Below are 19,479 nucleotides of genomic sequence, written 5' to 3'. Positions count from 1 at the left end.
AATTTTAGTATGACTATTATCCTAGTGGGAACAATACTGATTGTCGAAGATTCACCCAGCGAATTAGAACTAATGAGCCATTATCTCAAAGATAGTGGTTATAATGTCATTCATGCCACTAGTGCCCAAGAAGCGTTGGAAAAAGCTAGTTCAGAACCGCTAGATGCAATTATTACTGATGTAGTCATGCCGGGAATGAGTGGATTTGAGTTATGCCGTTCCTTGAAAAAAAATCCAGCGACTCGAAAATTACCAATAGTTATTTGCAGTTCCAAAAATCTAGAAATTGACCGATTATGGGCAATGAAACAAGGTGCTGATGCCTATGTGACTAAGCCATATACAAGGGAACAGTTACTCCGTGCTATCAAATCAGTTATCCTGCAATCAAATAATGAATAATTTCAACGGTTTGTTTTCTGCCAAAGACAACAACAGTAACACGGGTGATTTATATCTAAAGTTTAAGTTAAATCAACAAACAACTGCTCTGATGAGCATGAATCATACTCAAGAAGCAGTTATATTACCTGTAGAATCTGTCACTGCCATACCTAATATGCCACCCTGTGTATTGGGATTGATGAACTGGCGCAGTCATATAATTTGGGTAATCCATTTACCAACAATGCTCGATTTAGAGTCTATAAATATTAGGTGTCGGCAATACAATGTCATCGTCATTAATGTAAAATCTGTGGTTTTAGGTTTAGTTGTACGAGAGATAATAGGTATAAGTAAGTTGATACCTGATAAGATATACTCTCCCATAGGAAAAGTAACCACTAATTTACAGCCTTATCTGCAAGGTGTTTTTTACCAACCAGAAATGTGCCTGGTATTGGATGCCTCTAGTATTATAAATTCCCCAATTTTATCCAGTGAGAAGGTGTAAATAAATAATTTACGTTTTTTTACTACCTCCATTATAGCGAATAAAACTATCTGTAGCTAAATAACTATGAAGCAAATTAGTAACCATCAAAATCCAGAGTCTTCTATTTTACATAGGCAAATTACCGAGATCCAAGTACAAAAATCCAACAAGGATTATGCAAAATATAATTATCTTTTCCGGGGACATTTAAAACAAGGGAGGTTATTGATCAAAAAAACAATTCTAGCCATGACTATCACCACCATACCAACAATAGGGGTAAGCGGGATCGCTTATTTTGTCCTTCCATCCTTCCATAACCTAGGGCAAACAACTACAAGGTCATTGAGTGCATCTGAATATCTTCAGATGAGCTCAGTATTCACAAATACCATAGCAAATAATGACATAATTGCCATAGTCAATGGTCAAGGTGACTTGATTCGCTATTCTCAAGACGAACAACCACAGCCTAGTATTACAAGAGAATTACCACAAATAATCAGTAGCCCCATAATACTAACAATCCTGATCGTATTAATAACAGTGGCAATCATAGTTGGGTTAGCCAGCTATACCACACGGGAAATTGTAAAGGCATCTGGGGAATTATCAAAAATTCGTCAAGTTGAAATCGATGAGCCTAAAAATAGAACCAGGCAAGATGATTTACAACTAATCCATGCAAATATTTATCAACTAGCCCTGCAAATAGAGGATTTAACTAAACAAAAGACTATTCAAACAAGCAGCAATACTGAAGAACAAGGTGCTAACGAAACACTGCAAATGCAACTTTTAGAACTAATTAATCAAGTAGAAAGTGTTGCTAGCGGTGACCTGACAGTACGTGCAGAGGTGACAACCGGAGCAATTGGTACCATTGCCGACTTTTTTAACTCCATTGTCGAAAATCTCCGGGACATTGTCACCCAGGTAAAAACAGCTGCTACCCAAGTAAATATGTCAATTGGTACTAACGAAGCCGCAATTCGTCAACTAGCAGCAGCAGCACTCACCCAATCCGCTGAAATCAGCTGCGCCTTGGATGCTGTTGACCAAATGACTGTTTCTATGAAAAGCGTAGCGGAAAACGCTCAACAAGCTGCTGCTGTTGCCCACAATGCTACTAAAAATGCCACCAACAGCGCAGAAGCAATGGATTTGACAGTGCAAAACATCCTCAGTTTAAAGGAAACAGTTAACGATACTACTAAGAAAGTTCAACGGTTAGAGGATTCTTCCCAACAAATTTCCCGGGTGGTGTCATTAATTAACCAAATTGCCACCCAAACTAATTTACTGGCTATCAATGCAGGTATTGAAGCAGCCCGCGCGGGTGAGGAAGGACAAGGGTTTGCTGTAGTAGCCGAAGAGATAGGAGAATTAGCCATCCGTAGCGCCAACGCCACCCAAGAAATTGAGCAAATTATTCAGAATATTCAACGGGAAACTTCCGAAGTCGTGCAGTTCATGGAAATAGGAACTTCCCAAGTAGTGGAAAGCACAAAAATGGTGGCATCCGCCAAGGAAAACCTCAGTAAGATTTTGGATGTATCGGCGCAAATAGATTCTTTAGTACAATCAATCTGTAATGCGACTACATCTGGGTTACAAACATCCCAAGAAGTCAGTCAGTTAATGCAACAAATCGCCTCTATTTCCCAACATACCCGTGATTCTTCCGGTGTGGTTTCCCAATCTTTACAAAAAGCTGTGGAGATTTCCCAGCAGTTACAAGACGCAGTCGCAACTTTCAAGGTGCTGTGAATTTTCTGTTAGGAAATTGCATATGTTTTTGAAAGTAACTGTGTTACCTATGGTTTTACAATAAGAACTGGTAGAAGAGGTCATACTCACAGCCATGGGAAATAAAAATGTTTTTTTCTTTGATAGTAAATTTTTCACATATGAACCAGAGATAATTCTTTTTAATGTTTTGTCCTCTCAAGATACAGGGTTAAAAACTGTCACTTTGCTGGAGAGACACAAGGATGTGGGAGATGATGCTCAAAACTGTCTTGTGCATATTCGGGATGCTCCCTGTAGATAAGAGTGGCCATATTTGTCTTCAATATTGGAAGAGAACATAAAGAATTATGTCAAAGGATAAAGAATTAGAAATCCAGATGCAGTTTCTGGAAGAAGCAAAAGACTATCTCAATATCCTAGAAGCAGTGTTGCTCGAAATAGACACCAGTAGGCGCATCAACTTGGAGAGAATTAACGCTGCACTACGAGCGGCTCACTCAATCAAAGGCGGCGCTGGGATGATGGGATATCGGAATCTCAGTGATTTAGCCCACCGCCTAGAAGATGCTTTTAAAGTTCTCAAAACTCGCAAAAATTCCCGTGATATTGACCCAAACACACAAAATTTATTACTTTCAACAGTTGACTGGCTCAGGCAAATCATAGAATCCCTATCACAAGGAAATGAGATCGAACAGCAGTGGTTAGATAGTTTTTGTTATCCAGTATTTGACGAACTCCGAGAGCACCTGGGTGAACCCTCTCCTGAAGATGCTGCCACCATTCTATCACCCGAAGATGGGCAAGATATTATCCCTATGCTGTTTCAAACGGAGGTGGAAGGATGTTTGCAGCGTTTGGAGTCTGTATTGGCAGATACCTCCCAGCCTTGCTTACAAGAGGAAGTGGCGATCATGGCGGCAGAATTGGGAGGTTTGGGAGAAATACTACAGTTACCAGCCTTTACAAGTCTTTGTGGTTCCATAGGCCATCATATCAGCACTGTCACCGGCGATCGCATTCCCGAAGTTGCCCAGTTAGCTTTGCAAGCATGGCGGCGATCTCAAGCTTTGGTATTGACAAATCAAGCAGAGAATTTACCCACCGAAATCTATCTGAGTGAAGCGGATATTTATACAGCTAAAGAAAAACAGACACCAACAGAGGTAATACGAACAGAACATAAAATATCCTCTACAGGAATTACCAGCCTAGCTGATACATCTGTCACCCACACAGAGGAGAAAAATAGTGTAGCGAAAGACTGGGAAACCAGAGAAAATACTGTAAGAGTTCCTATTCAACAACTTGATCAAATTAATGATTTATTTGCGGAACTAACTGTCCAGCGCAATGGCTTAAATTTCCAACTGCAAAAACTCCGTAAACTCGTGGGTAGTTTACATCAGGGACTCCAAATTCTAGAGCGAGAAAATTATCAACTACAGACAACATATGAGAAAATTTCATATCAATCTGGGAACACCAACCGACTGGAAACAGTAGGAGAATATCAGCGAAGATATATAGAAAAATTCCCTACCTTAGAAATAGATCGCCATGAGGAAATTAACCGGCGATCGCATCAAATTATGGAAAATATTGTGGATCTACAAGAACTCACAACTGATATCCAATTAAGCGTTGATGATACAGATCAGATTTATCGCAAACTTAATCAAACGTCCAAACAATTAGGCAGAAAAATTAATCATATTCGGATGCGTCCATTCTCAGATTTAGTGGATCGTTTTCCCAGAGCATTACATGATCTTAATTCTGAGTATGGTAAAAAAGTTCAATTAAAAGTTGAAGGTAAAAACACATTAATTGCACGTAGCATTTTAGAGGCTTTAAATGAGCCAATTATGCACTTATTAAGAAATGCCTTTGATCATGGTATTGAAGATCCGGCTACTCGTCGGGCTTTAGGTAAACCAGAACAAGGATTAATTGAAATTACAGCTAGCCATCGTAGTAATCGCATAATTATTACTATGCGTGATGATGGTAGGGGTATTTCTTTAGAAACCCTCCGCGCCCGCGCTGTAGAAATGGGATTAGATGCTACTTTACTAGCTAATGCCAGCGACGAGGAACTATTATCACTAATTTTTGAACCAGGCTTTAGCACTTCCGAGCAAGTCACTGCTTTATCTGGTCGCGGTGTTGGCATGGATATAGTACGTAATAACCTCAGATCAGTGAAGGGAGAGATTAAAGTTGATACAGAATTAGGAGTAGGTACTACCTTTACCTTAACAGTACCATTGGCACTATCCGTAGCCAGAGTTATCGTGGTAGAAAGCAATAAAATGTTATTGGCATTTCCCACAGAAGTGGTTGCCGAAATATTTTTACTGCAAAACGAGCAAGTATTCTCAATGGCAGGTAGCGACCTTCTCAATTGGCAAGGAAATACCCTACCATTGGTTAACTTGAGCGGCTATTTTCAGTTTAATTGTCTACAGTATAATAACCCAGAACTGGAAACACCCCCAGTCATTAAAGCTAACAGCGTCTTAATCCTCAAAGGTAATCATCAGCCCGTAGCTATCCAAGTAGACCGTTGCTGGGGTGAGCAAGAAGTAGCTATTCGCCAAGTTGAGAGTCATATATCTTTACCCACAGGCTTGAGTCACTGTGCAATTTTAGGTGATGGACGAGTATTACTATTAGTTAATGCCAACGAGTTACTGCATTTGGTTGCAACTCACCAGGCTACTCCTCAGAACAATGAATTATCATCATTCGGGTTAAGAACAGATATACCTTTGTTTAATCACCATGAACCACTAGGGAAAATTGATGATCACCAAAGTACAATTTTAATTGTCGATGATTCAATTAATGTTTGTCGCTTCTTAACCATGACTTTACAAAAAGGAGGTTATCAAGTGGAACAAGCTCAAGATGGTCAAGATGCCTTAGAAAAACTGCAACGTGGTTTAAAAGTTGCAGCAGTGATTTGTGATATTGAAATGCCCCGTCTTGATGGTTATGCTTTCTTAGGTTACATCAAAACAGATATTGAGATGAAAAACATTCCAGTTGTGATGATTTCATCTCACGGTAGCAGTCAATATCGAGAATTAGCCATGCAATTAGGAGCCGAGGCTTATTTTCGTAAACCTTATCAAGAGGAAGAATTATTAAACACCCTGGCAGAAATTATTGGCAATGTTCCCAAAACAGTAATATCGCAATGATATTGTCAATTTGACCGGAGTTAATTTCATACTGAGCAAAATATACAGTATTTAATAAAATTCCTTTACCATATATTTTGCTCCACAGGTAAAATTATATCGCTAAAACATAGAGAATATAAGTCGCAAGTGTTACCAATGCGAAATAATAACTAGGCTGCGAATTTTAGACCTTTCCAGACAGCGATATAGCCTTCAAAATGTTTAACTTTCTCCTTGGTACTAGGATAGTACCATGCTGCCTCTTTGTTGGTTTGTCCATCAACTTCAATACTGTAGTAGCTAGCAAAACCTTTCCACGGACAAGTAGTGTGGGTATTACTTTCTTGGAAGTATTCCTCATTAATAGATTCAGGGCGAAAATAATGGTTACCTTCCACCACAATTGTGTTATCGCTTTGGGCTAACACAGTACCATTCCAAATCGCTTTCGGCATAAGTAACTCGAGTAAATCAATAGTAAACTTAAAATTTGTACACCCCATGGGCTACAGCTACAGTAATTCTGCTTGAGACATAATTACTTGAGAATTAGAGGTAATTTGTTTTGAAAAATTGGATATTTTACAGTTTGTTATTGGGACTAACTGCTTACGTCCCAAATATAAGTATTAATAATAACAATATTCGACTTATCCCTAGAATTACTATCCCCGATAGTGAGGAATTTCAAGCTTTTGGTACTGAACCATTTTGGAGTGTCAAGGTCAGCCACACTGGAATTGTCTATTATTCATTTGACAGGGGGGAAAAGCAAACATTTCCTTATGTCATACCATTGTCCGCTGATGGACGTCTCCCAGACACGGTAAGAGTCTATAAACTGCAAAACAACAGCAACACTATGTTAATTATTAGAAAAGTTGATGCTTGTAGCGATGGAATGTCAGATAACTTATATCCTTACTCCGCACTTTTTATTCAAAGGGATATGGTTTTGGAAGGTTGCGCCGAAAAGAGTTCTTAATCAGTTACTAGCTATTTGAGCTTTAACATCCGACCGGGACTGAAAACCCTTACCCAGCCCATAACGGACTGTTTTAAATTCTACATGATTCGTCCCTGAATTATATAGAGTATAAATTGCTTCCCCTGGCTTTTTGCCAACATTACCCACCCCGATAACCTGACGCTCTGAGATTTGCACAGTTTGGGGAGATGCTGGACTATCTAGAGTTGTGACTCCCGTGGTAATTGACCCAGCTTGTAGCTGATATTGAAAAGCCAAACCAGAACGACCACAAAACAAATTATTAGCTTGCATTCTTGACAAGCGGTCTAGCATTTGAATTGGAGAAGTGTTTGGGGTAAGTTCCTCGTCAACTGCTACCGTTGTACCGTGAATTAACAAACAATCAAGTTCAAAGAAACCAAAGTCTAGTTTCATTAACCATTGTGCCATGGGACGGGAAACGCATTCCCAGAGCAATTGAACTGTTTCTCCCCCATATTTCGCCATCAATTCTGTAGGTTCGCTACTTCCTCCCAGTCCATGCAGAATCAAACATTGTTCTTCCCACCAACCTTTACAAATCAGTGGTTCTAGTTCTCCGCTCCGGGGAGTCAGCACCCGTTTGACTAACTGTTCAGTTTCGCGCCTAGGCCCTACTAAATCACCTAAAATATACAACGCTTCCACATTAGCCTGACGTTTAATATCAGCCATGACGGCCTCATAGGCTGCCAAATTTCCTTCAATTCCGCTTAAAATTGCCCACTTAGTCATACAAATTTTGGATTTTAGATTTTAACGAGTACAAACATGAGTCGGGTCATCAGCCCTTTCCGCAAATTCCAAACCCTGGGCTAAACGCCAAGCAAATATTTTTGGTAAACCCTTGTCAACAATTGCAGCACAGGTTTTGTGATAGTCATAAGGTACTTCCCGCAAACTCACCTCTTGTGTCTCTGTGTCGTAAATTACATAAGTGGCATTAGGGCGCCCATGTCGCGGTTCCCCTACAGAACCAACATTGATAATCCTTTTCAAAGAGGTGTTAAAGCTGATTTCTTCCGCTATTTTTTCCTGTCCTTGGACACGAATTTGTAAACTACTTGCATCTAAATCACGGACATAAGGTACATGGGTATGTCCACAAAAAAGCACATCAGCATCTGTGGACATTACCCGCTCTAATGCAGAAAAAGCGTCAAGTTCTGGTAACAGGTACTCGTGATTACTGTGGGGGCTACCATGAACGAAAGCTAAATTTTCTTGACGTAAACTGTGGGGTAGTTGGGCAAAAAATTCTCGGTGTTCTGGATGTATTTCTTTATTTGTCCACTCGTGAGCAATTTTTCCCCGTTTCTCAGCTAATAAGGAGGGGTAACTACAATCACAAGCATTCAAGCCTTCTACTATATCTTCATCCCAACAGCCTACGCAGGTGGGGATATTTAGAGAACGAATTTGGGTAACTACCCCATTGGGATCAGGACCATAGCCTACTAAATCTCCTAAACAAAAAATTCTATCAGCTTTTTGCCGGTCTATGTCTAATAAGACGGCATCTAAGGCTTGAGAGTTGCTATGAATACATGACATGACTGCTATTTTCACTGTATACTCTCCTCAAATAGAATGTGTTTTACTTGTTCTTGGTATTGTACGATCGCTGCGTCTGACAAATAGCAATCTTGTAATGTTTCTCTCATAGCGGACTCGTCCAAGTTTTGTCCCCAAATTTCTAAGCCACTAAATCGCCGCGGCCTACCTTCTAAGTGGCGTGGTAAGTCTAATTCTAAAAAATCTGTTATCCCTACACCCGCCACAAAATCCGCGTATAGCGCCCTACCATCAGCAACGTCAAAAATTCCCTTAGCACGGCTGACTTTACCATAAGCACCGTGAGATAGTTCATACCAAAACTCATTTAAACTATCTTCGTCGATAATTTCCCCACTGGCAGGCGATCGCCAAATCTGATTTTGGGCAATACTGGTTTCAATATCTAGCCCTTTGACAATTTTTTCTCCCCAGCTGTGATATTCCGAATCTTTCAGCTGTGATGGTAATATTGCTACAGACTGGTATGGTACATTTCCGATAATTTGGTTAATTGCTCCTAGTTCTAAGTAAAATCCTATTTCTATATAAATCTTCTGTGCGCCTGCTAGTTGGTTGAGAAATTCTACTTCTTGTCCATCAGTAAAAACTTTCGCCTCTGGAAATTCAGCACTTAGGCGTACTTGGTCAATGGGGACATTCCCACTTCCAGGACTAAAATAAATGACGTTTTCCGCACACAGTGTATTACCTAGCTGTTGACAAATCCAAGTAGTTTTGCCACAACCAGCCGGGCCAGCAACAACGGTAATCATTGGTATACTCATATCTTATATAATAATCATTCTCATATAATTTGTCACATAAATCCCTCTGACTTTCAAGGGAATCCTGATTATCCCATGGAATTGGTAGTCAGGTGGTGTATACCCACAGCTAAGACCTGTAGCCGCTTCTAGTGCTAGTTTGAGACTGCCTAACCACGATTTACGCACTCCTAATCTATCATTAATTAAAAATTACCCATTAGTAATCAGAAAATTCTCTACAATTGCCTTATAAAGTATTTCTCTAAACATGACGAATCAAGCTCCTATTCCAGTTATTGTCAACGGTGCAGCAGGCAAAATGGGCCGCGAAGTCATTAAGGCAGTGGCACAAGCGCCAGATTTAAACTTAGTCGCTGCAATTGACACCAGTCCAGAACATCAAGACCAAGATGCTGGTGAATTGGTAGGTTTAAGCGAACCGTTGGAAGTCCCCATCACCAACCAACTAGAATCTATGCTAGGTTACGTAGCTGGTGATAGACAGTCTCCTCCAGGGGTGATGGTAGACTTTACCCATCCTGATGCAGTGTATGATAATGTTCGCAGTGCGATCGCCTATGGTATTCGTCCAGTGGTCGGTACTACCGGCTTAAGTCCAGAACAAATCAACGACTTAGCCGACTTTGCCGAAAAGGCTAGTACCGGTTGTCTGATTATTCCCAACTTTTCCATTGGCGTAGTGTTGTTACAACAAGCTGCACTCACAGCTTCCCAATATTTCGACCATGTAGAAATTATTGAACTCCACCATAACCAAAAAGCTGATGCTCCCAGTGGTACCGCAATTCAAACAGCACAGTTACTAGGAGAAATCGGTAAACCTTTTAATGCTGCTGTTGTAGAAGAGACAGAAAAACTACCAGGAGCTAGAGGTAGTTTAGCCGCAGAAGGAATCAGAATTCATAGTGTACGCCTCCCGGGACTCATAGCCCATCAAGAAGTTATTTTTGGCGCACCTGGTCAAATTTATACATTAAGACATGATACAAGCGATCGCTCCTGTTATATGCCAGGAGTGCTGTTAGCAATTCGCAAAATCTCCCAGTTAAAGTCCTTAGTGTATGGATTAGAAAAAATCCTCTAACCTTCAAACTCAGTAATTATGTTAGTCCCACTGACTCGGAAAAAATTTGAACAACTCATCCCCCTAATTGCTACTGGCTCACAATACCAGTACTACGCGGGTAAATTTTCAAATTTTTTGCAGCGACTGTTAATTTCTGTAATTGCCGTAGCTGTAATTCTCATAGGGGAAGTACTGTTGAAGCTAGAATTTGGCCCCATTACATTTTTTATAGGGGTAATGGGTGCTTTTTTTTGGCTGTGGTATCCCGTATTTCAAGCCAGTGTCCGCAATGCAAAATGCCGCCGTTATAAGTACAGCGGCTTTTTTCGGGGTCGAATTATTGATTGGTGGATTACAGACCAATTAATAGGTAAACAAGAAACCGTCAACAGTAAAGGTGAACTAGTAATTGTTGAAAATCGCGAAAAACGAATTAACCTAGAAATCGGTGATAATACAGGATTTGCCGTAGAGTTACAAGCACCACTGCGGAATGCACACAAAGTTATTGCTCGTGGTCAAATCGCCGAAATGATTGTCATGTCCAACAGTTCTGATTTGAGCAGTATTCAAGAGTTCAGTGATGTATACATTCCCAGTCATGACTTGTGGGTGAATGACTATCCTTATGTCCGCAGGGATTTCTTTAGTGAAGTCAGTCGCCGCTTGCGTAAGAAACAACCAGAAACACCACGCCGCCGTCGCCCGAGAGTAGAACCCTAAGTGCTGAGGATTTCCATTATTACTCAGCACCTATAAATCTACTATAAATTTACGACTCAGCATTAGAAGAACGAGTGAACCCCGGAGACAGGTAAGCCACTAAAGCCCCAATTATAAAACCGGAGATATTACGAATCAGAGGTAACCAATCGCTCGTCCGAGTCACCACCGGTCCAATACCAAAGGCAATAAACAAAATTCCCCACAAAGGTGAAAAAATTAAAGCCCATTGCCAAGCAATAATCTGTCCTTTCTTCTGGGGATGAGCTGCAAATCCACAAACTATCCCCCCCACAACGGAAGTAATCAGTGTCAGTATCCACTGTTCTCTTGGGAGTCCAGGAACCACGGAACAACCACCCTGAAGCAAACAAGCCTTAACTGAATTTAAGGCTTGTAAAATGGCTTGGTCTTCGCCTTGTTCTCGAACAAAATACAAGTTTCCAAAGCGTGTTTGTAATTCTATCCAAAAAGTCCGGGGTAGAAGTTCATAAACATCATCCCCCACACTAAAGCTGAGAATGTTACCTCCACGAGCATCAGCAACTAACAAAATACTTTTATCATCCAAATTCCAATAATTAATTACTGCGCGACCAGGGGTGCGGTCATACTGGGTTAATACTCGCAATTTCCAACCAGTTTCACCTTCAAATTTTTCTAAATCTGTCACCAGTTCTGCTTCTTGGACATCTGTGAGAGATTTAGCTAAATCTATAACTGGAGTTTGGTAGTTGGGTAATAAGTCAGGATTATCATAAGCTAACGCCGGAAAGGAGTGCATCACCCACATAGACCCAGCTAGTAAAAATACAGCAATAGATACCAGGGTTCTTCGCCAAAAACAAGACTGCATGGACGTTCTTATACAAATATAGACAGTAGAAGTGAACAAGTTGTTTTAAAAGAGTATGGGAAAACTAATACTTCTTTACACTTGTTTACTTTACTCTAATCTAAGGGATTTAAGCAAAGCTGAGTTATGAAAATGGAAATTAGGGACTGGGGACTGGGATTGAGAAGTTCCATACCCCTTACTCCCTACCTACTCTCTATGCTTGAGAACTTCTCGTTGTCTCAAGGTTGCTGCTGGTGCTTCATTAATTGCTAGTCGTTCAACTCGTCTGGTTGGTTTTGGGCGTGTAAAACTCTTCCAAGCAGTCTTCACGCCTACAACCAGGCTGCGAGTGCTAATTTGCACATTTTTAACTTGTTTTCTGGCAATATCCAGGCTTTGGTCAACTTGCTTGACTACTTTACCAGCGCTTTGTACACCTTCGCTGATATCATCTGTTAAATCTGTGAGTTCCATGCCAGTTTTGCGTATGGCAATTAAGGTAGGTGGTAACTCCCGTGAGAGAGTATCAAATAACTTTTCTGCACTACGCGCAGCACGTGCTAACTCGTGCACAGTCGGTATGGCCGCTACCAAAACAGCAGTCAAACTGATGGCGACTAATAATAAAGACAGTCCCAACCAAAATAAGGGATCAATCACGGTGATGCCAGATATAAGCTTTACAATTGCGGGAAAACAGAATCTTAGTCTTTTTTAGCTTGTTGCTGCTTCAGGATTTGGCTCTCGCGTTGACTAGCATCTACACCAGCCGCGATCGCCTCTTGTACTTTCTCCAAGGTATCATCCCAATTCCGCATGGCACTCGCAGAGAAACGATCTGCCTGGATTTGTACACTTGTTGATAAATCTTCTGCTAAGTCTGGGATAGCATGAGCAGATTTTTGCAAAATTCTCCGGGTTTCGCGCCCTGTCCGCGGGGCTACCAGCAACCCAGTTAAAGCGCCAATAGCAGCTCCCAGCATGAAACCGCCAATAAATACTCCAGAACGGTTATCAGACATTTTATTGTTTCTCTCCTTTTTAGGTGTGATTTTTACCCTGGTAAGTTCCAGGCATTTTATCTAATTTATTGAAACTGATAGGATATCAGTTCAAAATCTTGACTTTGTTGCTTAATGTCAACCTGATTCCGCCAAAATAACGACCCCAGAATCCCTTTAACAACAATAGCAGACTGATAATTTGACGTACTTGTTGAATTTGTACCTGTAGCTTTTGGTTTCTTTGGCGGAGGCTATAAATTTTTTCCTGGCTAATATCAATCTTTTCAGGTGCTTGATACAGTAATACATGAGCATTGTGTTCATAGGTGTTGAGTTGATCAGCTATGTTCCCTATCCACTGCTTTAGTTTCCACACTCGCCAAGCTATGTAGAGTAGTAACAGTGACATGAGAGTGTTCATTAAGACAACTATCGTTACCATCCTGCTTTGATTTTCTCCTGACTTGATCATAGCCTCAGACCCTCAGTATCAATCAGTTGCACAAGGCTTTCTAGCTACAAATCACAGAGAAAATTTTCTGGCGTTGCCAGATTTAGCTGATCAAGCTAGTCTGGAGAGCTGCTATTGCTTCTTAGGATCTTCAGATAACGGTAACTATGATTGATGTTGGTTCATTGGTGCAGTCACAACAAAACTATTTGGGAGTAGGAAAAGTAACTGAGATATCTCAACCTAATGTAATGGTTGAGTATTTCTGTTCCGGAGGTCAGCGCCTCCAAAAAACTTTACCTTTAGATTCCTTATCTCAAGTTAGGCTTCAGCCTCAAACTCGATGTTACATTAGTTCACCAACCCAAGATACATGGTTAATTGGCCGAATTTGTAACTGGGATGAAGATACACAAATGTATCAAATTGATTTACCTGACAAGAAAACTACAATTGCCACGGAACAAGAAATTTATGTCCGTTGTAATATCCCCATTACAGACCCTATTGAAACTCTGGCAATGAAAGGGCATGAAACACCCTACTTTCATGACAGAAGATTAACTTTTGTTAAATCTCTGATTCAGCAACGGGCTGTTAGCCATGGAATGAGAGGCCTGATTTCAGCCAACATTGAACTTTATCCCCACCAAGTCGAAGTTGTTCGCCGGGTACTGGAAGACCCAATTCAACGCTATTTACTCGCAGATGAGGTGGGACTAGGAAAAACAATCGAAGCTGGTGTCATTCTCCGTCAATTCCTTCTGGATGAACCAAAAAAAGGTGCGGTCGTCCTGGTTCCCCAATATTTGCTCCCACAATGGCAAAGTGAGTTAGAAAATAAATTTTACATCTCTCATTTTGGTAAACGGGTGGTGGTGCTACCGGTTGAAGATATCCATAGAATCAACCAGAAAGCCAATATCGGCTGCTTAATTATCGATGAAGCCCACCATATTGCAGCTATGGCCACTTCTAGGGATGTAGCAGTGCGTCAGCGTTTTGAGTCTTGTAAAAATCTGGCTCATAAAAGCGATCGCCTACTGTTATTATCTGCTACTCCTGTGCTTCACCACGAGCAGAATTTTCTCGCCATGCTGCACCTGCTTGACCCAACTACCTATAAACTCAATGATTTGCCAGGGTTTCGCGCCCGAGTGCAAAATTGTCAGGAAATTGGTAGAGTTATCCTCAACTTGACAGAAGTTGCAAATGTCGATGTTCTCAAAACTCACCTCGAGGAACTACGAAATCTGTTACCTGATGATGAGTATGTTATCAACCTTTTAAACAATTTAGAAAATTGCTTAAAAGCTAAACCTGCTCAGAAAGATGAAATTATCCGAGCTATTCGTACCCACCTTAGCCAAACTTATCGGCTACATCGTCGTATCCTTCGTAATCGTCGCGCTGCGGTGGAAGATGTCATATTTGATCGGGATGTGACACCAAAAGCAGAATATGATTTAGATGAGAGATCCCTTGATCTTCACCAGCTCATGGAAAAATGGCGTACTCTCGCCCCTCAAGAGCAGCAATATCAACGAATCTTTCTATTGTTATTCCTAGCTTCTGGTACTTGGTTAGGGATTTTAGAACAAGTAGTTACTGCACGTCTAACGGGTAAAACCCCATCTCAAATCATCCCGGAATTCCCTGAAAATGATCTTCGCATCTTAACTACAACCCCTCAATTCCCAGGCGAAGAAGAAATTTTGCAATCCTGTTTAAAAATTCTGCGTCAACCTGTAGATGAGGGAGAACGCACAGAAAATTTAAACACGGTGCTACTCAATCAGCTAGCTACATACTTCAAAATCCCCAGCAGTATTCGCAGAAATAAAGCAGAATTAATCACCAGGATACAGCATAGAATTCGCCGACCCATGCCTGGGGATGTTTTACCCAAAATTGTTGTTTTTACAAGTTTTGTACAATCTTGCCGACAAATTGTTCAAGGTTTAATTCATAGCTTTGGTACCGAAACAGTCGTCAGCTATCAATTTGGTGAAACACGAGAAAAAGTTGCTGAAAATTTAACTAGATTCCAGAATAACCCCAACTGTTTTATTTTAGTGTGCGATCGCTCTGGGGAGGAAGGAATCAACCTCCAATTTGCCGACTGCTTCATTCACTTTGACCTACCTTGGTCACCTAATCAATTAGAGCAAAGAATTGGCAGATTTGACCGCATTGGCAGCAAAGTTGGAGTTCAATCTTGTGCATTGATTGGCCCATACCTGGAAGAGAGTCAACACAATGCTTGGTATCAACTTCTAAAAAATGGGTTTGGCATTTTTGGTCAATCAATCGCCAGTCTACAATTTTATGTAGATGAGAAACTCCCAGACTTAGAAACAGCTTTGTTTAAATCAAGTGCTGCCGGATTATTAGCGATGATTGACCAGATTCAGCAACAAATCACCGCCGAAAGCTTCAAAATTAGCCAGCAAACTGCTCTTGATGAAATTGACATTCTCGATGAAAATACTAGCCAATACTTTCAACAGCTCGATGATTACGATGCTAATCACGTAGACATTAAACAAGCAATTGAAGGCTGGATATGTGATGCATTAGGATTCAAGTCAGTTAATAATCCCAATTCCGCAGAAATTAAGCGTTATCAACCAACAACTCGTACCCTGGTTTCTCTAGATGAGCTGAAAACTTACTTTGCTAATCATAATACAGAACAATTTGGTACTTATAATCGCCGGGTAGCCAACCAAAATTCAGGTATTAAACTATTTCGGATTGGCGAAGGAGTAATAGAAGCACTCATCAGCTATATCAACTGGGATGATAGAGGTAAAGCTTTTGCTCTATGGCGCACCGATGAATCTTGGGATGCTGCAGCAGGTAAGGAATGGTTTGGTTTCCGATGTAATTACGTGTTAGAAGCAAATTTAGAAGCTGTCAAACAGGTTGTAGCAAGCAAGAAACTCGATAATTACCCATACGAGACTTTGAAACGGCGTGTTGATGCTGTGTTTCCCCCAGTGTTAGAAACTATCTTTATTGATTGTCGCAATCATTCCATCAGTATGGTTGAAGATCAATCACTCTTAAATATCTTGCAACGACCTTATAAATATAGAAAGAATGAGCAATCTCGAGATTATAATTTGGCAAAAGAACGCCTAGGAGTGATTGATGCTTTTGTCAAGCCTGAGCAGTGGAGCGACTTTTGCTATAGAGCGCGTAATCATTCTCTAGAATTACTGCTCCAGCATCATAAATTTATGACATTGCACCAACAATATGCTCAAATCGCCAAGGAGAAATTAAATAAAAAACTAGAGGAATTACAGCTGCGTCTAAATCGCCAAAATCAAGATTCAGCACTGGTCGAAGAATTACAAATAGAAAAGGCTTTGACTCCGGCTATTTTAGAGGGAATTCATCAGCCTAAGATTCGACTTGATTCTGTCGGTTTTATCATCGTATCGGGGCGAAATCCTGGATAAATATCCCCAATCTTCTAGAATTCACCAGGTAAAATAAGTGGGAAATGCTATAGTTTTGGTAGTCCTGGTTAAACATTCCTGACTTTAACACCCCGGTTGACCACCGGGGTTAAATAATGAATTCAATTAACTAACTAACTTTAGTCATATCTACTCAAATTATCGCCAGAAACTCGAGACAATAGCTATTCGTCATCAATAGCATACTAAAAATGCTCTTTCGGTAACTTTTTGTTAAATCTTTCAATTCAGCAATAAAGTTATAAATCCTTCTATTAAGTTTTTAATAATACTTGTCTCAGGTTGTATATTGAGCCGTAATCTGGCGGCTAAATTGTGTAATCTAAGGAAAGCTAAGCTCACGATAAAACTTGAGGTCTTAATGACTCCTAAAATTCTGCGTCAGCTTTGGTCTGTTGTGGAAAATTCTCAAACCAGGATCTTATTGCAGATGGACGATACTAGCTTGGTGCAATGGCTGGTAAAACAAACTACAAAGCAAGCGTTATTAGATCCCCAAGAAGCTGATTGCCTCACTGATTACATCGAATCACGGCTGAACCTCATACGTGATATTGCTTATGAGCGTCAGTATTAAATTTCTATAGTGTAATAAAGGTACAGCCAATAGTCCTAACTATTGACTGTGAAATGTTAACTATGAGTTTTTTGAGGTAAATAACCTTCAACTAGGCAGTCAGACCCGACGACCCGCCAACTAACCCTTTCTAAATTCACAGCTGCGTTCATCATCATCAAACCTAAGTCACCTACAGGTGTAGGCGCATGACTACCACCAATGATTTTAGGAGCAATAAAAGCCAGAATTTTTTGTACTGCACCTTCAGCGATGGCACTGGCCGCCAAAGTACCGCCACACTCCCATAACACGCTACAAAAACCGCGGTCGTATAAATGCTTCATAACACAGTGTGGGGTCAGGGATGCCAACTCTACAACCTCAACCCCCTTTTGGCGTAAGAAATCTTGGAAGTCAGGTGAGCTTCCCATCTCTGTCAACACCAAAGTCTGAGCCTCGGCAGTATCCCACAAGTGGGCATCTTGAGGCAAGTTGAGTTGACGACTCATCACCACCCGCAGGGGATTATGGGCTGCTACCTGATGACTGGTTAAGTAAGGATTATCTTTTCTGACTGTATTACCACCAACAATTATCGCATCACAAGATGCCCGTAGTTGATGAACTTGACTACGGGCATCTTGGTTTGTCACCCAAGCACTGTGACCAGAGCTAGTAGCAATTTTACCATCTAAAGTCATGGCATATTTCAAAATCCCTAAAGGTTGTTTATATAAAATACGATGGATAAAAGCTTCATTGATCTGATAACAGGCTTCGGCTTCTACCCCCACAACCACCTGTACACCAGCAGCACGTAAACGCGCAATACCTCCTCCCCCAACCAAAGGATTGGGGTCAACTATACCCACAACTACTTTAGCCACACCAGCTGCGATTAAGGCTTCCGAACAGGGGGGAGTACGTCCGTAATGATTACAAGGTTCGAGATTAACGTAAACTGTGGCACCACAAGCTTGATTCTCTTGAGTTGATTCCGTGCCAAAACCCGCCGCGTTCAAGGCAAAAACTTCTGCATGGGGCTGACCAGCACCGGGATGAAATCCTTCCCCAACAATATTGCCATTTTTAACAACAACTGCCCCCACCAGCGGATTAGGTGAAGTGCGTCCCAAAGCACGGCGAGCCAATGCCAAACACCTTTGCATCATAGCCCGGTCAAAGTCACTGCCTATTCTGGCTTTCTCTGGTGAATTCAATTCAACTGGCGATCGCGCCTCGGCTGACTTCTCAGTTGGCAATATCAGCCCATTCTCCTGATGATTATGGGGTAGAGATACAATAGGGTAGGTTTCACGCGAATTATCCATAATTTTGGGCGGTAATTTCAATATTATGCACGCTAGCTGTTGTTACCGTGATACTTAAACAGTAATATCTGATATCCATGTTGGTTATTTACTATGTGGTATCTTACTCAACTCTAGCTTGAATGAAAATTGCCAGCGCTTACCCAAATTCTCAATTGGACACCGTCCGATTCCGAATTTTTATCCCTGCTCTAACAACTTCATCTTCTGCCACCAAAGGTTTAACGGATAATAAACTACAGGTGCCCACAGACTACTGAGAATGGCAGAAGCTAGAGCTACACGTTTATGATATGCCCAAATATATTCGATCTTGCGTAGGCTCTCCCCACCATCACCATTGTTCATCCAGGTTAACTGTATTCCAAAGATAGTTACTGCTACAACTGCCATCACAAAGACAATTAAAGCAATAGAAATAAAATCTTCTTGGATAAAACGCGGCTTTTGCAACAAACTAGTCAACCCCCCCACAAAACCCAGAGTAATGGCATGGGTAGGGTGAGGTGAGGTCATAGCATCTTGCAGTAGTCCCAGCACTATCCCAGCTAACACTCCTTGCCAGAATGATCGCTTGACACTCCAAGAAACCACCCAAATTAACAGCCAATCAGGCCCAATACCCAATAATTCCATACCTACAGACCGCGTTGGTAACATCAGCAGACAAAACAGCACAGACCCAGCCGTTACTACCCAATTTAGCAGTTGACGTGTAACCGGATGCCAGTGGGCAAGAGGCTTATATAAAATTTTTAACTTTCGTTGTAGCCCTCTTGGCTTGTTATGCTTACTACCGCTAAATGAAGGCATTTTTTTAAGTAAATCCAACTCAATTTTTA

At 41.0% G+C, this 19,479-nt stretch carries 18 protein-coding genes and 1 pseudogene; 9 read left to right on the top strand and 10 right to left on the bottom strand.

The annotated features are described in order from the left end of the window. The first annotated feature begins 9 nt into the window (after positions 1–9). From IM676_RS16300 to IM676_RS16285, 4 genes and pseudogenes are all read left to right on the top strand, one after another. On the top strand, positions 10–402 hold the full coding sequence (locus tag IM676_RS16300; protein WP_200987855.1) for a response regulator: 393 nt from the start codon (positions 10–12) through the stop codon (positions 400–402). Beyond that, positions 395–895 (top strand): chemotaxis protein CheW, encoded by a 501-nt coding sequence (locus tag IM676_RS16295; RefSeq protein WP_200987854.1) that lies wholly within the window; start codon positions 395–397, stop codon positions 893–895. The genes IM676_RS16300 and IM676_RS16295 overlap by 8 nt, the downstream gene beginning before the upstream one ends. A 741-nt stretch (positions 896–1,636) precedes the next feature. Beyond that, a pseudogene (locus IM676_RS19910) lies at positions 1,637–2,647 on the top strand (methyl-accepting chemotaxis protein); the annotation flags it as partial. Positions 2,648–2,976: 329 nt separating this feature from the next. Further along, complete coding sequence (locus IM676_RS16285) at positions 2,977–5,838, top strand: hybrid sensor histidine kinase/response regulator (RefSeq protein ID WP_200987852.1); 2,862 nt, start codon at positions 2,977–2,979, stop codon at positions 5,836–5,838. A gap of 152 nt (positions 5,839–5,990) precedes the next feature. Here IM676_RS16285 and IM676_RS16280 read toward each other — a convergent pair whose 3' ends face one another. After that, positions 5,991–6,275, bottom strand: a complete 285-nt coding sequence (locus IM676_RS16280; RefSeq protein ID WP_200987851.1) for a DUF427 domain-containing protein — start codon at positions 6,273–6,275, stop codon at positions 5,991–5,993. Between the two features lie 110 nt (positions 6,276–6,385). On the opposite strand from IM676_RS16280, the gene IM676_RS16275 reads away from it, so the two are divergent. Then, the gene (locus tag IM676_RS16275; protein WP_200987850.1) at positions 6,386–6,805 is read left to right on the top strand and encodes a COG3650 family protein; all 420 of its coding nucleotides are present in this window, start codon (positions 6,386–6,388) and stop codon (positions 6,803–6,805) included. Here IM676_RS16275 and IM676_RS16270 read toward each other — a convergent pair whose 3' ends face one another. Genes IM676_RS16270 through IM676_RS16260 form a run of 3 tightly spaced genes read right to left on the bottom strand, consistent with a single transcriptional unit; the run spans position 6,806 to position 9,171 of the window. After that, positions 6,806–7,564, bottom strand: coding sequence for a metallophosphatase (locus IM676_RS16270; RefSeq protein WP_200987849.1), 759 nt, complete (start codon positions 7,562–7,564; stop codon positions 6,806–6,808). Between the two features lie 21 nt (positions 7,565–7,585). Continuing rightward, positions 7,586–8,398: a metallophosphoesterase family protein gene (locus IM676_RS16265; protein WP_200987848.1), complete on the bottom strand. Its 813-nt coding sequence runs from the start codon at positions 8,396–8,398 to the stop codon at positions 7,586–7,588. Beyond that, complete coding sequence (locus tag IM676_RS16260) at positions 8,395–9,171, bottom strand: GTP-binding protein (RefSeq protein ID WP_200987847.1); 777 nt, start codon at positions 9,169–9,171, stop codon at positions 8,395–8,397. The genes IM676_RS16265 and IM676_RS16260 overlap by 4 nt, the downstream gene beginning before the upstream one ends. Positions 9,172–9,421: 250 nt before the next feature. Here IM676_RS16260 and dapB point away from each other — a divergent pair, with 250 nt between their 5' ends. Beyond that, complete coding sequence (dapB, locus tag IM676_RS16255; RefSeq protein ID WP_200987846.1) at positions 9,422–10,258, top strand: 4-hydroxy-tetrahydrodipicolinate reductase; 837 nt, start codon at positions 9,422–9,424, stop codon at positions 10,256–10,258. A gap of 18 nt (positions 10,259–10,276) precedes the next feature. Continuing rightward, positions 10,277–10,963, top strand: a complete 687-nt coding sequence (locus tag IM676_RS16250; RefSeq protein ID WP_200987845.1) for a phosphate ABC transporter permease — start codon at positions 10,277–10,279, stop codon at positions 10,961–10,963. Positions 10,964–11,012: 49 nt separating this feature from the next. On the opposite strand, the gene IM676_RS16245 is transcribed toward IM676_RS16250, so the two are convergent. The 4 genes from IM676_RS16245 to IM676_RS16230 all read right to left on the bottom strand — a co-directional run bounded on the left by IM676_RS16245 (position 11,013) and on the right by IM676_RS16230 (position 13,214). Next, entirely contained in the window at positions 11,013–11,819 is an 807-nt protein-coding gene (locus tag IM676_RS16245; protein WP_200987844.1) for a TPM domain-containing protein, read from the bottom strand. Between the two features lie 189 nt (positions 11,820–12,008). Beyond that, a complete protein-coding gene (locus IM676_RS16240; RefSeq protein WP_200987843.1) occupies positions 12,009–12,461 on the bottom strand; it encodes a hypothetical protein in 453 nt (150 codons plus the stop codon). A gap of 44 nt (positions 12,462–12,505) precedes the next feature. Then, on the bottom strand, positions 12,506–12,823 hold the full coding sequence (locus tag IM676_RS16235; protein ID WP_200987842.1) for a YtxH domain-containing protein: 318 nt from the start codon (positions 12,821–12,823) through the stop codon (positions 12,506–12,508). A gap of 85 nt (positions 12,824–12,908) precedes the next feature. Further along, the gene (locus IM676_RS16230) at positions 12,909–13,214 is read right to left on the bottom strand and encodes a hypothetical protein (protein ID WP_404799801.1); all 306 of its coding nucleotides are present in this window, start codon (positions 13,212–13,214) and stop codon (positions 12,909–12,911) included. A gap of 209 nt (positions 13,215–13,423) precedes the next feature. On the opposite strand from IM676_RS16230, the gene dpdE reads away from it, so the two are divergent. Together dpdE and IM676_RS16220 are read left to right on the top strand one after the other, a co-directional pair. Then, positions 13,424–16,726: a protein DpdE gene (dpdE, locus tag IM676_RS16225; RefSeq protein WP_200987840.1), complete on the top strand. Its 3,303-nt coding sequence runs from the start codon at positions 13,424–13,426 to the stop codon at positions 16,724–16,726. 382 nt (positions 16,727–17,108) lie between these two features. Next, entirely contained in the window at positions 17,109–17,324 is a 216-nt protein-coding gene (locus IM676_RS16220) for a hypothetical protein (RefSeq protein ID WP_200987839.1), read from the top strand. A gap of 56 nt (positions 17,325–17,380) precedes the next feature. Here the strand turns inward: IM676_RS16220 and ribD are convergent, their stop codons facing one another. After that, positions 17,381–18,637: a bifunctional diaminohydroxyphosphoribosylaminopyrimidine deaminase/5-amino-6-(5-phosphoribosylamino)uracil reductase RibD gene (ribD, locus tag IM676_RS16215; RefSeq protein ID WP_200987838.1), complete on the bottom strand. Its 1,257-nt coding sequence runs from the start codon at positions 18,635–18,637 to the stop codon at positions 17,381–17,383. 180 nt (positions 18,638–18,817) lie between these two features. Then, on the bottom strand, positions 18,818–19,450 hold the full coding sequence (mreD, locus tag IM676_RS16210) for a rod shape-determining protein MreD (RefSeq protein WP_200987837.1): 633 nt from the start codon (positions 19,448–19,450) through the stop codon (positions 18,818–18,820). Positions 19,451–19,479 lie beyond the last annotated feature (29 nt).

The organism is Anabaenopsis elenkinii CCIBt3563 (assembly GCF_015245355.1).
GTDB lineage: Bacteria > Cyanobacteriota > Cyanobacteriia > Cyanobacteriales > Nostocaceae > Anabaenopsis > Anabaenopsis elenkinii.
This window is presented reverse-complemented; position numbering and strand designations above follow the sequence as displayed.

Excerpts from the sequence above, each read along its gene's own strand:
- IM676_RS16250 (WP_200987845.1), top strand. The coding sequence starts at position 10,277 with ATGTTAGTCCCACTGACTCGGAAAAAATTTGAACAACTCATCCCCCTA.
- IM676_RS16245 (WP_200987844.1), bottom strand. The coding sequence starts at position 11,819 with ATGCAGTCTTGTTTTTGGCGAAGAACCCTGGTATCTATTGCTGTATTT.
- dpdE (WP_200987840.1), top strand. The coding sequence starts at position 13,424 with ATGATTGATGTTGGTTCATTGGTGCAGTCACAACAAAACTATTTGGGA.
- IM676_RS16285 (WP_200987852.1), top strand. The coding sequence starts at position 2,977 with ATGTCAAAGGATAAAGAATTAGAAATCCAGATGCAGTTTCTGGAAGAA.
- IM676_RS16270 (WP_200987849.1), bottom strand. The coding sequence starts at position 7,564 with ATGACTAAGTGGGCAATTTTAAGCGGAATTGAAGGAAATTTGGCAGCC.
- IM676_RS16220 (WP_200987839.1), top strand. The coding sequence starts at position 17,109 with ATGACTCCTAAAATTCTGCGTCAGCTTTGGTCTGTTGTGGAAAATTCT.
- IM676_RS16235 (WP_200987842.1), bottom strand. The coding sequence starts at position 12,823 with ATGTCTGATAACCGTTCTGGAGTATTTATTGGCGGTTTCATGCTGGGA.
- IM676_RS16260 (WP_200987847.1), bottom strand. The coding sequence starts at position 9,171 with ATGAGTATACCAATGATTACCGTTGTTGCTGGCCCGGCTGGTTGTGGC.
- IM676_RS16230 (WP_404799801.1), bottom strand. The coding sequence starts at position 13,214 with ATGTCACTGTTACTACTCTACATAGCTTGGCGAGTGTGGAAACTAAAG.
- mreD (WP_200987837.1), bottom strand. The coding sequence starts at position 19,450 with ATGCCTTCATTTAGCGGTAGTAAGCATAACAAGCCAAGAGGGCTACAA.
- IM676_RS16280 (WP_200987851.1), bottom strand. The coding sequence starts at position 6,275 with ATGCCGAAAGCGATTTGGAATGGTACTGTGTTAGCCCAAAGCGATAAC.
- IM676_RS16300 (WP_200987855.1), top strand. The coding sequence starts at position 10 with ATGACTATTATCCTAGTGGGAACAATACTGATTGTCGAAGATTCACCC.
- dapB (WP_200987846.1), top strand. The coding sequence starts at position 9,422 with ATGACGAATCAAGCTCCTATTCCAGTTATTGTCAACGGTGCAGCAGGC.
- ribD (WP_200987838.1), bottom strand. The coding sequence starts at position 18,637 with ATGGATAATTCGCGTGAAACCTACCCTATTGTATCTCTACCCCATAAT.
- IM676_RS16295 (WP_200987854.1), top strand. The coding sequence starts at position 395 with ATGAATAATTTCAACGGTTTGTTTTCTGCCAAAGACAACAACAGTAAC.